Genomic DNA, 14,129 nt, shown 5'->3' with positions numbered 1-14,129 from the left:
CCGGGAATTTCTTTTTTTCTTTATCTTGAGACATATTTTGATTGATGAAAAAAAGCTACTTACTGCTGTTGTCTTTTACCATTACCGGATTACAGGCACAGGATTCACAACTCTATTATTCGGGGACATTTTTAGGGCCTAAAAATAAAGCTCAGAATTTTCTGAAAGTTTATAATAAAAATACAGGGATCTATGAACTGACCGATGAAAAAGGTTTTGCCATCATTGCAGCAAAACCTTATGATACGCTGACATGGAACCAGGGCAAAAATATTCAGGTAATTCCTTCCTACCAGCTGAGAGAGCTGAAAACAATCCTAAAAGATCAGGTAGATGAAAAGTATGTAAAAAATATTCATAGTAAAGCTTATGACAGCCTGACTGCCAGAGACGAAAGAGATTATTTCAGTATTGAAAACACCAAAATAGCCTTAAGTAAAGGTTCAAATCGATATGTAAACAATGTAAGAAAGCTGCAACAACGGAATGACAGCATTTATATTCTGAAAGATTTCAGGCAGAGAACTTTATATTTTAACGGAAGTTTTACGACTGCTATGGAAGTGAAAAACAGAAATAGGATTCCCGAAACACAGAGGCAATATGTACAGGGAAGATCTGAGAATGGGAACCTGGTATGGAGGGATCCGGAAACAAATGAAATGTTCAGTTTCGGACCGGATATTTCTACATTGGGATTTGATGGGCAGCCTTATCCCTATGATCAGAATGGGAGGTTGATTAGCTGGACAGCTGGATTACCACGGGCAAAAGGGTATCAGAATGACCTTTTTAAGAGTACGGTAGGTTACAGCAACCGGCTGAATGCAAATCTTTTTATAAAAGAAGGATATACTGAGAAACTTCGGCTTTCCCTTGATCTGGGGCAGCAAAAAGAGCAGATGTATTTTATCGATCAGTTTAATAATACCAATACATTCAAAACAAAACTTACAACCAATTTGGGTGGCTATATTATGAATGTCGCGTTCAATTATGAAGAAAACAAAGCCACAAACGTTAATCGGATAGGGCTGTTCAATAGGGTATACCAAAACTCACTGCTTACTCCTGTTTCATTTTCAAATGCACAACAGCTTCTGTTGAATGATGGCTCACAGAGACGATATAGCCAGTTTGCGGATAACCCTTCATTTCTTTTGGCACAAAATAATAAATACCATTATCAGAATCATCAGAAACAGCTGAGCTTCAGTGCTGTGAAGACGTGGAGAGATTTTAAGCTGAGTATTGCTCAGTCTTATGAACATAATACGATCTGGAATCTGGATCAGTATAAACCTTCCACCTATGGATTCAATTATGGAATTTCCAATGAAAGAAGCCAGAATAACAGTTTGTATTACTCTAACATACAGGGGGCGTACACACTGCCGGGTGATTCAGATTTTCAAAATAGTTTTCTCTTCAATTTTATTTTAAATGATAAAAAATCGGAGATTTACAACAGTCTTACAGATCGGAAATACAGCTATCAAAGAACTTCACAGGATTATATATTGAATTATAATATGGAGTTTCATGGGAGGGATTTTGAAACCGGAATCAATCTTGGAAATTCATTTTACGTCTCCAATACATCAAATAAAAACAGTTATTGGCTTCCACAGGCGAGTGCTTATGTGAAATTTGAAGATATTTTCGAATGGAATAATATTAATTTAAAAATCCTGGGAAGCTATACCCGGTTGAGCTCCGAACCGGAAATCACCAGATCTTATGCTTCTTATTCAACTACTTTACTCAAAGCAGAAAACTATTATCAGTATTTTCCGATACAGGAGATAGAAAGCTTCAGAGGTTTATCCAATATCAATACCCGCGAATGGAAAGTGGGGGGAAGAATGAATATAGGCTATCATCTAAGTCTGGAAGGAGAATATTTCAGAAGAAAAATTCAGGATGATGTTTTTCCTTTCTTTGAAAACAATCATTTGAAAATAAAGAACATGGCAGATCATACCTACAGTGGGTATGAGTTCAACTTTGCTTATGAACGGTTGCGTTTAGGAGATAATTTTTTTACCACCAGCAAAATTTCATTTTTTAAATACAGGGATATTGTAGATCGTGTTACTCCGGGAGATAATAACCGGGCGGTTTCAGGATTTCAGGATATTTACAAAACATTGACAGAAGGTGAGGTATTGGGGGCCGTCAGAGGAAGTTATTTTGAGCGGAATGGTAACGGACAGTTAATCATTGATGAATTTGGATTTCCCAAAAAAGCTGACGGGATGAAGATTATTGCTGATCCTACTCCTGATTTTGTGATGAAATTCAATCATAACCTTGCTTACAAATGGCTTTCTTTAGATATAAACTGGGAATGGAGAAAAGGCGGGCAGGTTTGGAACGGTACGCAGGCCGTTCTTGATTATTATGGCCGTTCTTATCAGTCCGGTGAAGAACGGAATATTAAAAATTATGTTTTTCAAGGGGTACATTCCAATGGAAATGTCAATCAGATTCCTGTGGATTTTTATGATCCGAGCAGGAATGTTCAGGAAAACAGATGGTCAAGATACGGATACCTTGGAGTAGCGGAAGACTATGTCCAAAAAGCGGACTATATCAGAATCAATAATATTTCCCTATCTGCAACTTTACCCATCAATCACAACCGGCGTTCTCTGAAACTTACTTTTTATACGAACAATATAATATTGTGGCAAGCTAAGAAAGGCGCAGATCCCACTCAAAATTTTTACGATACGAATAATGGAAGAGGCCTGGATTTTTTTAATCTGCCATCTTTTAAAACATTGGGATGTATTGTTTCATTCAAATTTTAACCTATGAATTTCAAATTGACACCATATATTATTTTATTCTGTATTCTGCTATCCACTATTGCGGTAAAGGGGCAGAGGATCATACAGGATTTTGAAAAAGAAAAGACTTATATTCAGACGAATCATTTTTTTTATAAGCCTGGAGAAGGAATGTATTTTAAGATTTACGTGGTAAAAGGAGTAAGTAATCTTCCGGCAGAAGACAGCAGAGTTGTTAATCTTGAAATTCTTGATCCGGCAGGAAGCCTGGTGAGAAAGATGAAGTATGAAATTACCAATGGCTATGCTCAGGGGTATTTTCATTTTTCTGATGATATGAAAGGAGGAATCTATAAGATCAGAGCGTATACCAATTGGATGCAGAATGAACAGGGGAAAAATGTATTTGAAAAAGAGATTACCCTTCAGAAAGTTGTTTCTCCGAGGGTTTTAATGAAACTGGACTTTCCTAAAAAAGGATATGGTCCCGGAGATGAGGTGACCGCGGATTTTTCTATGCGAAGCCTGGGGAATTTGCCCATCCCTTTTTATGAAGCGGAATATAAGGTGATGCACAATGGCGAAGATATTTCAGAAGGAAAGCTGATCACCGATAAAGAAGGGAAAAAGATCTTGAAATTTACACTTCCTGGAGTGCTGAAATCTACTGATGTCCTGTTAAACATTAAAGTGAACTTTGATGGCTTTACAGAATCTATTTCCAGAAATATTCCAATTGTTTTAAACCATCTGGACGTTAAACTAATGCCTGAGGGAGGAACGCTGATCAATGGGATAGAACAGAATATCGCCTTTAAGGCTCTGGATGAATTTGAGCAGTCGGTAGACATAGTTTTAGGGATCTACAATCAGAATCATGAAAAAATAAAAGAAGTTCCAGCTTATCACTTTGGGATGGGAAGCTTCCTTTTGACTCCCAAAAAGGAAGAAACCTACTACGCTAAGGTGCTGAAGCCGGAAAATATCACACAAACATTCAATTTCCCGGTGATCAGGAATGATGGAGTGGTGCTGAATATCGGAAAAGAAAATGGGATGTTGAAATTCAGAATCATTTCCACTCAGGAACGGAATAGCATGATAAAAGGGAGTTTCCGTGGAAAAGAAGTGTATACTTTGCCTCTTCTATTGAAGAACGGAGCTAACTCCTTTGAAATCCCCGAAAAAGATTTTCCCACTGGAATCATCCGGTTTACCATTCTGGAAGGTAATTCAGCACTTGCCGAGCGTATTCTGTTTGCCAACAAAGCGAATCAACTTCAGATAAAAGTAAAACCAACAAAACAGCATTATCTTCCAAGAGAAAAAGTAGTGCTGGATATTGAAACTACAACCGAAAATAACAGACCGGTTCCTGCTAACCTGGCTCTCAGCGTGGTAGATGACAAGCTATGGACTTACGCTGATGATCAGCAAAACCATATTGTTTCATGGTTCCTTATGGATTCTGAACTGAAAGGTAAGATTGAAAGACCTCAGTTTTACTTCGATAAAAAAGAAGAAAAAGCTGATAAAAGCCTTGATCTTGTCATGCTGACAAACGGATATCGATACTTTGAGCTTCTCCCGGAAATCATGACTGCCAATACGTACAAATATCTTCCTGAAAAGAAGAATACAGTCTACGGAATAGTGGAGGATGAAAACAAAAATCCTGTAAAGTCAGAGGTTTTTCTGGTAGATGTAAAGAAAAGTAAAATCCTTAGACAGGCTACTGCGGAAGATGGAAAATTCTATTTTTCAGATTTAAATGGAGGTAATGCATATAGGATCATTGCCAAATCTCTCCTGCCTAAACATAAGGTGAAAATCAGAGTTTTATCTTATAATCTGGACATTAATCCTTTGGTTAAACAGAAATTGAGCAATATAAATGTAGAAGAAATTATCAGAGAAGCGGAAATTAAAGAAACAGTCAGTAAGGAATCTAAAGAAGTAATCAGTACTCCCAAGCGTAATAGAGCAAAATCAGATACCATCAGAAGTAGCCGGGTTGAGGAGGTTATTGTAACAGGATATTCTATTTTAAAAAAAGAAAATAAGGCCAATTCTGTTGCTTCGTTATCAGTTCCTCAGGAAATTCAGAATACCAATATTACTTCATTACTAAGCGGAAAAGTAGCAGGAATAGTAATTACTTCTAGCGCTCAGCCGGTTACTGGTGGAGAGATTCATATAAGAGGGGCAGGTTCCATTTCTAACAAAAATCCTTTATTTGTTGTAGATGGTATTCCGGTAGAAAATTTTAATACAGCTATAAATCCCAATGATATAAACAGTATTATAGTCCTTAAAGATGCTGCTGCTACAGCGATCTATGGAAGCCAGGCTGCGAACGGCGTCATTCTTATCAATTCTTCTAAGAACAACAATACTGAGAATCAATGGGACATTACCCCAAAATCTTATTTTGCTGTAGAAGTGATTCCGGAAGAAAGTCTGACTGAGTTCTCCGAGGTCAGACATTTTGCTTATCCGGAATATAAAACCACCAATACTTCCTACAGATTTGATTACAGAGAAGCCCTTTACTGGAATCCTGTGGTAGAAACAGATAAAAATGGCAGAGCAAAAGTTGAATTCTATAATTCTGATGCCAATTCTACCTTTAGAGTGATGACAGAAGGTGTTTCTGCAACCGGAACCGTAGGAAGAGATGAAACGACTTATGCTGCACAGAGCATGATCTCAATAGATGCTAAAATACCGCAATACCTGACAAGAACAGACCAGATGCTGATTCCGGTAGTTATAAAAAATAATTCTCAGGAAACCAGAAAAATGACTATGGATGTTGTGGTTCCCAATCATGTGAAACTAATGAATGCTGACAGTCTGATTACTTTAAAACCATTGGAGTCCGGAAGATTATTGGTCAGAATACAGACAGATGAGATTATAAATTCCAATATTCAGTTTACCGTAAGATCTGGAGATTTCCGGGAAACCATGATTTTGCCGTTTCAGGTGGAAGAAAAAGGTTTTCTTCATCGGTATTCATTGATCAATAACAAAACGGAGAATATCAGGATCAATATTCCGGAATACATCAACGGAAGCATGCTTTCGTCTTATTATGTATTTGAAAATGCAGCATTGCAGATGTTTGAAGATCTGGAGAGACTGAAGAAAGAGCCGCATGGATGTTTTGAGCAGCTTTCTTCAACCGTATATCCTAATATTTTTATTCTGGATTATTTAAAATCAGCCAAAAAAATTGATGCTTCAACCGAAAATTTGGTCTTGAAAAACCTGAAAAAAGGATTCCAGAAAATGCTGAGCTACAAAAATAAAGATGGAGGTTTTGGATATTTCAATACCACAGAATCTGATGTGGCACTTTCGGCATTTGCGCTGTTGGAGTTTACAGAACTGAAAAAATATGTAGCCGTTGATCCGAAACTGATCCAGGAACTTTACTCGTTTATTCTGTCCAGGAAGAACGGAAACGGTTTATTTGAAGTGAGAAGAGACTATGAAGCAAAAAACGGCTATCCAGAACATTTGTGGTCCAGAAATATGTATGTTTTGTATGCTTTGTCGAAAATGGGCATTAAAAATGAAATTGAAGATTCCTACAAAGTGATGCTGAACAGGGCTCTGGCAACAAAAGATGCTTATCAGCTTGCATTACTGGCCAATGCCTCTGCCAGTCTTGGAAAACATAAAGAATATGGAGAATTGATCACGATTTTGGAGCAAAAATATATAACCCAAGATGTAAAAACACAGATTACCTTTACCGGTTCAGGCGGTATCTCAGCAGATGCAGAAACCCTTTCGCTGTATATGATGGCCTTGCAGAAAGATGAAAAATTGAATAATCTGGAAATTGCAAAAGCTGCAGATCAATTGCTGGGCTATAATGGCTATTATGGGTTTGGTTCTACACAGGCGACAAGTCTGGCAATAGAAGCTTTGTCTGCTTTTTTCTCTAAAAATGAAAAACTTTACAAAAATGAAGTACCGGGTATTAAAATAAACGGAACCTCAGTTCTCCCGGGGATCAGTATTTCATCAGCTTACAAAACAGGAGAGAATCATATCAATATAACGTATCCAACTGCAAAAGGACTTCCTTATAAACTGGACTATCAATATTACACCCTGCAGCTGCCAGCCAGCAATGATATTCCTGTAACCATGGAAACCAAACTGAAGGCTGCTCAGTCTAAGGTAGGAGAAACAAACAGAATGACAGTGACCATCAAAAATAAAGTGAATAATCAACTTCCTATGACCGTTGCCAAAATTGGTATTCCAGCAGGGGTGACGTTGCAGAATGCTCTATTGAAAGATATGGTCGACAAAAAACAGGTTTCTTACTATGAAATTTTTGATAATTACCTTATATTGTACTGGGAACATTTGGATGCTGAAGAAAAAAAAATAATCAATCTCGATCTGAAGGTGGAGTTTGCAGGAGACTATACAGGAAAAGCCAGCAATATTTATCTATATTATATGCCGGAATCTAAATATTGGAATCAGGGGGCTGCTGTTACAATTGCACCTTAATATTCAGGCTTGCTGACATGATCAGATAAACCTCTAAAACAGGCATCCAAAGCGATGTCTGTTTTATTTTAAAATTAATTTTCAAAAATTATTGAAAATTCGGAAAATATAATTATATTTGTATCAGAAACTTAAAAGGGAACACAAAAATGCAACTTTCAGAAGCAAAAGAAAAATACATTCAGACTTGGGGAACCTTTGCGACGAACTGGGGAATCAACCGGACAATGGCACAGGTGCATGCATTGCTTTTGGCAAGTGGTAAGCCTTTGTCTACGGATGAGGTAATGGAGCAGCTGGAGATCTCAAGAGGAAATGCCAATATGAACCTGAGAGCCCTGATAGACTGGGGAATTGTAAAAAAAGAATTCATTAAAGGAGACCGAAAAGAATATTTTATAGCCGAGAAAGACGTCTGGTATCTTTTCAAGCAGATCACTAAAGAGCGCAGAAAAAGAGAAATAGAACCTGTCATTTCTTTCTTGGAAGAACTGAAGAATATTGATGATAAAGACTCCGAAGAAGCAAAAGAATTTATCAGACTGATGAATGACTTCAGCTCAGTTACCGGGAAGATCAACAATATTATGGATCTGGCAATAAAAAGCGATGATCACTGGCTGGTAGGAAAGATCACTAATCTGTTGAAGTAAATTCTTTGAATATGAGAAATCTTCTGTTATTATTTCTTTTTGGAACCATGATCAGCTGTAAGAAAAACGGAAATGCAGTTTTTTATATTCATATACAAAATGCAGATCAGTTTGATAAAGCGTGGCATGATTTGTATACCATTGAAATCTATAAAAATGACAGGATTTTTAAAATATTAGAACCAGAGGAACACGCTCCCTCCTTAAAATCGCAGATAGAAATAGATAGCCTGGAGGATGGGAAATATGCATTTGTATACGAAAGTATCTTTGGAGATAAGATAAAAAAAGAAATAGAAGTGGATGGCTCTAAAGTTTACCAGGTCAATATCAATCCGGACACTTTGAGCAGGAAAACTGAAAAGTCGGTTTTTGGGAATATAAGAGATGGAGTTGTGAAATTGGTTTATAAATCAAGCGGATGTTTCCATAAAGAGGAAGACTCTCTTGTTATTATCAACAAAGCGAATAATTATTTTATCCGGCAGCGAAATGGCAATATAAAACCAATCGATAGAAAAGTATGGTCTTACTTCGTCAGAGCTGAAAATAGAATCAGACATATTCCTAAAGATGGTGAATGCACAACGAAGGATATATACATTTTTTATGATAGAGGAAAGATCGATACCATTAAAGATGGAACATGCCATTTCTCAGTATGGAATACTCTTGAGAACTATCTTAAAAAGAATAAGCTAAAATAAATCAGGATGAAAATCCTTTTTTATTTCAAATGAAGTTTCAAAAATTATTGAAAATATAATATATTTAAAATGTTCAATATTGTTTCATATCTGCTTTTCCTTGGCATCAGTTCGTATATCACGATCGATGTAGGAAGAAGATGTTTTCAGGCAGGGAAAATATATCTGAAATATGTTCTTCATGATGATGCCCTTTGTCTGACGATCAACAGAATACTTCTAGGCTGTTATTACCTGGTAAATCTGGGATATATTGCCATAAATCTTGCTTCCTGGGAGAAAGTAAATAATATGGAGGAGGTAATAGGAGTAACCGCTGTACGCATTGGTAGTATTGCTTTGATCCTTTGCGGGCTACACTATATGAATGTTTTTGCCTTATTCTTTTTCAGAAAAAAAATAACCTTAAAATAATATCATTATGGAAACTACAGCTTTAACAACAACGTACAATTTTTCTGCGTACATGATCTATCTGCCTATCGTCATTACCCTTACCGTCTTTGTTTCCCAGTTCCTATTTAAAAACTCAAAAACATTTATGATCGATATTTTTCATCAGAAAGAAGACATTGCCATGGCAACAAACTCCCTCTTCAAAATAGGATTTTATCTTTTAAATATTGGCTTTGCCCTGTGTATTATAGAATTTTTTCAGATTGATACCGTAGAAAGACTGGTGGTTGCCTTAAGTGAAAAAATCGGGGGCTTTTCAATCTATCTGGGAATCATGATGCTTCTCAACCTGCTATTGTTCCTGAAAGGACGTAAACATGCAATCAATAAAGAAAACCGAATCAAAAATGAAAACCCTGCTCTTTAAAATCTGGATGTATTTTACTTTCAAAATGCAGCATAAAAGAACCAGAGGAGATTTCCTTAATCTTTAAAATAAATTGCGATGAAAAATTTTACCAAATATGACTTTTATATTCAGTTTTCCTTTCTGATCATTGGCTTTCTTGTCGCTATGAATGAAGATTGGGGCGGATGGATACTGTTTTATTTTGTTGTAGGAATTCCTCAGCTGATCAGTTTTTTAGTCAAAGTTTTTCTTAAAGTAAAAATATCACCCCTTTTCCTGATCTATGGAATGGCAATATTGCCTGTATGGATTTCTTTATTGATGCTGACCGTCGGGATTGATGCCCGTATTACAGAAATCCCCGGATTTATCGTAATAATGGCGTTCTTCTATAGTCCTTTTATGGCGTTATTATATGTCCTGGAAAGTCATAATCTGTATATATCCTTAAAATAATTTCCCATGAAAACGCTCAAAAATCACACTTTGATTTACGATAACGAATGCCCGATGTGCAATCTGTATTCCAAAGGTTTTACCCACTGTGGCATGCTTGATGAAGATGGGCGGGAAGCCTTTACGGAAATATCCGTGAGAAACAGAACACTGGTTGATTTTAACCGGGCCAGAAATGAGATCGCACTGGTAGACCATACCAAAAATGAAGTGGTTTACGGATTAGACAGCCTTCTTCTGATCATTGGAAACTCTTTTCCTTTGTTGGAGAAAATAGCAAGAATACAACCTCTTTACTGGTTTTTCAAAAGACTGTATTCCTTCGTGTCCTACAATCGGAAACAGATTATCCCATCTGCGAAAGACGATACTGAAACCTCATGTATTCCTGATTTTAATCTTAAATACAGAATCGCTTATATTGCCTTTGTCGTCATTTTCTCAGCATCTATTTTAAGCCTGTTTTCCGGAAGAATGGGATTGAATTTAAAGCCGGATTTCATAAGAGAGTTGACTGTTTGTTTAGGCCAGATCCTGTGGCAGACAATTTTCCTAAGAAATTACCTGAAAGATAAGATCTGGGATTACCTCGGAAATATGATGACCGTTTCCCTCATGGGAACATTACTTTTAATCCCTGTGCTGTTGACTGATTTTGCCCCTGTTTTTTATCTTATTTATTTCGGGATTGTAGTATTGGTTATGTTTCTGGAACACCTGAGAAGATGTAAAATTTTAAAACTGAACTATAAACCTACTATTTCGTGGATACTGTTCAGATTAACCGCTTTAGTGATCATTATTTTAATAACCATTTAAAAAACTAAAACATGAACCACCTTGAACTCATCAGAACAGTAGAATGGAAAGACCTCCGGAAACTTTCAATCAAAGAAATGCTGATAGAAAACAATATCAGTCTGCCATGGCTTTTCATTTCCTTATTTTTAGCTTATAAAGGATATTATTGGGCCGCAATACCATTCTCGGGATTCTATTTTCTGACCGCATTAAGACAGGTACACAATGGCTTTCACAATTCTCTGGGAACCGGAAAATGGCTGACATGGCTCTCTCTTTATCTTAACAGCCTTACGATGATGGCTTCCATCCATGCCGTAAAATTCAACCACATCAGACATCACAAATATTGTCTGTCCGAAGAAGACTATGAAGGGAAATCAGCCTCTATGAAATGGTATGAAGCCATTCTCTACGGCCCAAAACATATGTTCCTGATTCATTGGATGACCTTTAAAAAAGCAAATAAGATGTATCGGAAAAATATGTTTCTGGAACTTACCTCGATCGCTCTGCTTATAACGGCTTCATTCTACTTTCAGATTCATTTCCTGATCTACCATATATTGATCATGATTTTCGGGGAATTTCTGATGGCATTCTTTGCGGTCTGGACCGTTCACCACGATACCCATGAGAATCCCAACATGGCAAGAACACAAAGAGGGTTCTGGAAAAACAAGTTGACTTTCAGTATGTTTTATCATATGGAACATCATCTTTTTCCCGCAGTTCCTACCATCAAACTTCCGGAGCTGGCAGAGAGAATAGACAGAACTTTACCGAAATTGAATAAAAAACAAACCTTTTGAAAAATGTCACGAATTTATTTAGAAACCTATATCAATGCTGACCTTCAAACAGTCTTTGATCTGGCAAGAAATATAGATCTGCATCAGGAATCAACGTCAAAGACTCACGAAAAGGCCATCGCAGGACGTACATCCGGACTGATTGAGAAAAATGAAACGGTAACCTGGCGGGCTAAACATCTGGGAGTTTACCAGAACCTCACCACCAAAATCATCAGTATGGAGAAACCTCATCAGTTTACCGATGAAATGCAGAAAGGAGCTTTCAAGTCTCTCCGTCACCAGCATATTTTTAAATATGTAAACGGAAAAACAGTGATGACAGACATCTTTGAATTTGAATCTCCACTAGGAATAATAGGAAAAATTTTCAATAAGATCTTTCTGAAAAATTACCTTAAAAACTTCCTGCTGGAAAGGAACCGTTTAATCAAAGCAAAAGCAGAATCTACAGCAGTACACTAAGTAGCGGCTTATCCCACGATAGAATACAATGTTACTATCAACCTATAATAAAATTCCATCATCATGAATTTTTTAAAAGCAGAATGGCGAAAATTAGCCATCATCAATTACGAAATCAATCCCGATATACTCACACAATATCTGCCTGAAGGCACTGAACTCGATTTTTATAAAGGAAAATGCTATGTGAGTGTTGTAGGATTCATGTTTTTAAATACCAGACTATTGGGATTGCCTATTCCTTTCCACAGGAATTTCGAAGAAGTAAACTTAAGGTTTTATGTAAAGAAAAAGGAAAATGGGGCATGGAAAAGAGGAGTGGTATTTATCAAAGAAATCGTTCCCAAACCTGCTTTAAGCTTTGTGGCCAACTCCATTTACAAAGAAAACTATCATACCATGCCGATGAAAAACCTGATTCATGAAAAAGAAGATGAATTGCTGATCCGGTATTCCTGGAAAGATAAAAGCTGGCACTCCCTTCAGATTACAGCAGAAAATAAAGCCCTGCCAATGGAAGCTGATTCAGAATTTGAATTTATCACAGAGCATTATTGGGGATTCACCAAAAATGAAAATAAAACCTCAGCATATGAAGTCTGCCACCCAAAATGGGAACATTATCGTGTTAAAGATTATGAATTGGATATTCACTTTGGTAAAATATATGGAAAAGATTTCGGATGTCTGAACGATCAGGAACCCATCTCTGTCATGTTGGCTGAAGGTTCCGAAATACAGGTGAAAACAAACAAATACATGAGCTGAGCATCTGGAAAATGCCAATATTAGTGAGTTAAAATCAGAATCTTTAAAATAAAAAATAATGACCGGAATGTTTCCTGACATAGGATATGTAATCGTGCTGGCATCCATTGCGACAATAGTTCTTCCTATTCTTTTATTGATCGTGATGAATAGGATTCTTCACCGAAATAAAGCAAAAACAATATATCATGCCTGTTGTAATTTTTCTTTTATCATTCTTTTCTTTTGGGTTCAGAAAAATATCAATGCCAACAGATCGAAGTATCTGATTCCTGTTTTAGAAACTGAAAGCCTGATTGCTGCGGGATTACTCATTTTCTTAGTCTGGAAATTTTCAAAGAAAGGATGATTTTAAAAATAATACTCAATCTTCAACTTTAAATACTAAACAATGAAAATACTCATAGCCGGAGGAACCGGATTTCTCGGTGAAAACCTTGAGAAATACTTTACAGAAAAAGGAAACCAGGTATCTGTTCTGACCCGCAAACCCAAAAGTAAAAATGAAATCTATTGGAACGCCCGAACCATAGATGATTGGAAAACGAGCCTTGAAGGAGCCGATGTACTGATCAATCTTACAGGGAAATCTGTGGATTGCAGATATACCGAAGAGAATAAACAGGAAATCTATTCCTCAAGAATAGACAGCACAAAAGTCTTACAGGAGGCCGTAGACCAGTGCCTGAATCCACCAAAGATCTGGTTGAATGCAAGTTCTGCCACCATCTATGTACATTCAGAAAGACATCTGAATACAGAAGAAGACGGAGTCGTTGGAGATGACTTTTCAATGAATATATGCAAAAGCTGGGAAAACAGATTTTTTACCATTAACAATGAAAAAGTAAGAAAAGTAGCTCTTCGGACCTCTATTGTTTTAGGTAATAATGGCGGAGCCTTTCCCAAATTACGGATGATCACAAAACTGGGGCTGGGCGGGAAGCAGGGGAGAGGTAACCAGATGGTAAGCTGGATCCATATTGATGATTTTTGTAAAGCAGTGGAGTGGATCATTCAGCATGAAAATATTACGGGAGCAATTAATGTGACGGCTCCTACACCTTTGTCCAATACTGTAATGATGGAAAAATTAAGAAAAAAACTGAAAGCTCCTTTCGGTTTGAATGCTCCCGTTTGGCAACTGGAAATAGCCTCCATATTCCTGAAAACAGAAACCGAATTACTATTGAAAAGCCGTAATGTATATCCTGAAAACCTCATGAAAAGCGGATTCAAATTCTATTATCCCACCTTCGATGATGCCCTCAATAACCTGTTAAAATCCTGATATTTGTACATTAGCTACAGGTTAATTAAATTAGCGG

General features: G+C 36.9%; 13 protein-coding genes. All 13 read left to right on the top strand.

Annotated features, from left to right (window positions below):
- Positions 1-44 precede the first annotated feature (44 nt).
- The 13 genes from AC106K_RS24380 (at position 45) to AC106K_RS24320 (ending at position 14,092) form a co-directional block, all read left to right on the top strand.
- Positions 45-2,816 (top strand): SusC/RagA family TonB-linked outer membrane protein, encoded by a 2,772-nt coding sequence (locus AC106K_RS24380; protein WP_482448151.1) that lies wholly within the window; start codon positions 45-47, stop codon positions 2,814-2,816.
- A gap of 3 nt (positions 2,817-2,819) precedes the next feature.
- Positions 2,820-7,334: a TonB-dependent receptor plug domain-containing protein gene (locus AC106K_RS24375; protein WP_482448150.1), complete on the top strand. Its 4,515-nt coding sequence runs from the start codon at positions 2,820-2,822 to the stop codon at positions 7,332-7,334.
- A 149-nt stretch (positions 7,335-7,483) separates the two neighbouring features.
- Entirely contained in the window at positions 7,484-7,987 is a 504-nt protein-coding gene (locus tag AC106K_RS24370) for a GbsR/MarR family transcriptional regulator (protein WP_047097028.1), read from the top strand.
- A gap of 11 nt (positions 7,988-7,998) precedes the next feature.
- Complete coding sequence (locus AC106K_RS24365; protein ID WP_482448149.1) at positions 7,999-8,694, top strand: hypothetical protein; 696 nt, start codon at positions 7,999-8,001, stop codon at positions 8,692-8,694.
- A 69-nt stretch (positions 8,695-8,763) separates the two neighbouring features.
- Entirely contained in the window at positions 8,764-9,108 is a 345-nt protein-coding gene (locus AC106K_RS24360; RefSeq protein ID WP_482448148.1) for a hypothetical protein, read from the top strand.
- 7 nt (positions 9,109-9,115) lie between these two features.
- On the top strand, positions 9,116-9,517 hold the full coding sequence (locus tag AC106K_RS24355) for a hypothetical protein (protein WP_482448147.1): 402 nt from the start codon (positions 9,116-9,118) through the stop codon (positions 9,515-9,517).
- A gap of 78 nt (positions 9,518-9,595) precedes the next feature.
- Positions 9,596-9,955 (top strand): hypothetical protein, encoded by a 360-nt coding sequence (locus AC106K_RS24350; protein WP_482448146.1) that lies wholly within the window; start codon positions 9,596-9,598, stop codon positions 9,953-9,955.
- Between the two features lie 6 nt (positions 9,956-9,961).
- Positions 9,962-10,774 carry a DCC1-like thiol-disulfide oxidoreductase family protein gene (locus AC106K_RS24345; protein ID WP_482448145.1) on the top strand — a complete coding sequence of 271 codons (813 nt, stop codon included), beginning with the start codon at positions 9,962-9,964 and terminating at the stop codon, positions 10,772-10,774.
- A gap of 11 nt (positions 10,775-10,785) precedes the next feature.
- A complete protein-coding gene (locus AC106K_RS24340; RefSeq protein WP_482448144.1) occupies positions 10,786-11,568 on the top strand; it encodes a fatty acid desaturase family protein in 783 nt (260 codons plus the stop codon).
- A gap of 3 nt (positions 11,569-11,571) precedes the next feature.
- Positions 11,572-12,033: an SRPBCC family protein gene (locus AC106K_RS24335; protein ID WP_482448143.1), complete on the top strand. Its 462-nt coding sequence runs from the start codon at positions 11,572-11,574 to the stop codon at positions 12,031-12,033.
- Positions 12,034-12,096: 63 nt separating this feature from the next.
- Positions 12,097-12,801, top strand: coding sequence for a YqjF family protein (locus AC106K_RS24330; RefSeq protein WP_482448142.1), 705 nt, complete (start codon positions 12,097-12,099; stop codon positions 12,799-12,801).
- 58 nt (positions 12,802-12,859) lie between these two features.
- Positions 12,860-13,150: a hypothetical protein gene (locus tag AC106K_RS24325; protein WP_482448141.1), complete on the top strand. Its 291-nt coding sequence runs from the start codon at positions 12,860-12,862 to the stop codon at positions 13,148-13,150.
- 42 nt (positions 13,151-13,192) lie between these two features.
- Positions 13,193-14,092, top strand: coding sequence for a TIGR01777 family oxidoreductase (locus AC106K_RS24320; RefSeq protein WP_482448140.1), 900 nt, complete (start codon positions 13,193-13,195; stop codon positions 14,090-14,092).
- The last annotated feature ends 37 nt before the right edge of the window (positions 14,093-14,129 follow it).

The sequence above is a fragment of the Chryseobacterium sp. FR048 genome (assembly GCF_056844665.1).
Note: the sequence above shows the minus strand (reverse complement) of the source record. Positions and strands in the feature narration are given on the sequence as shown.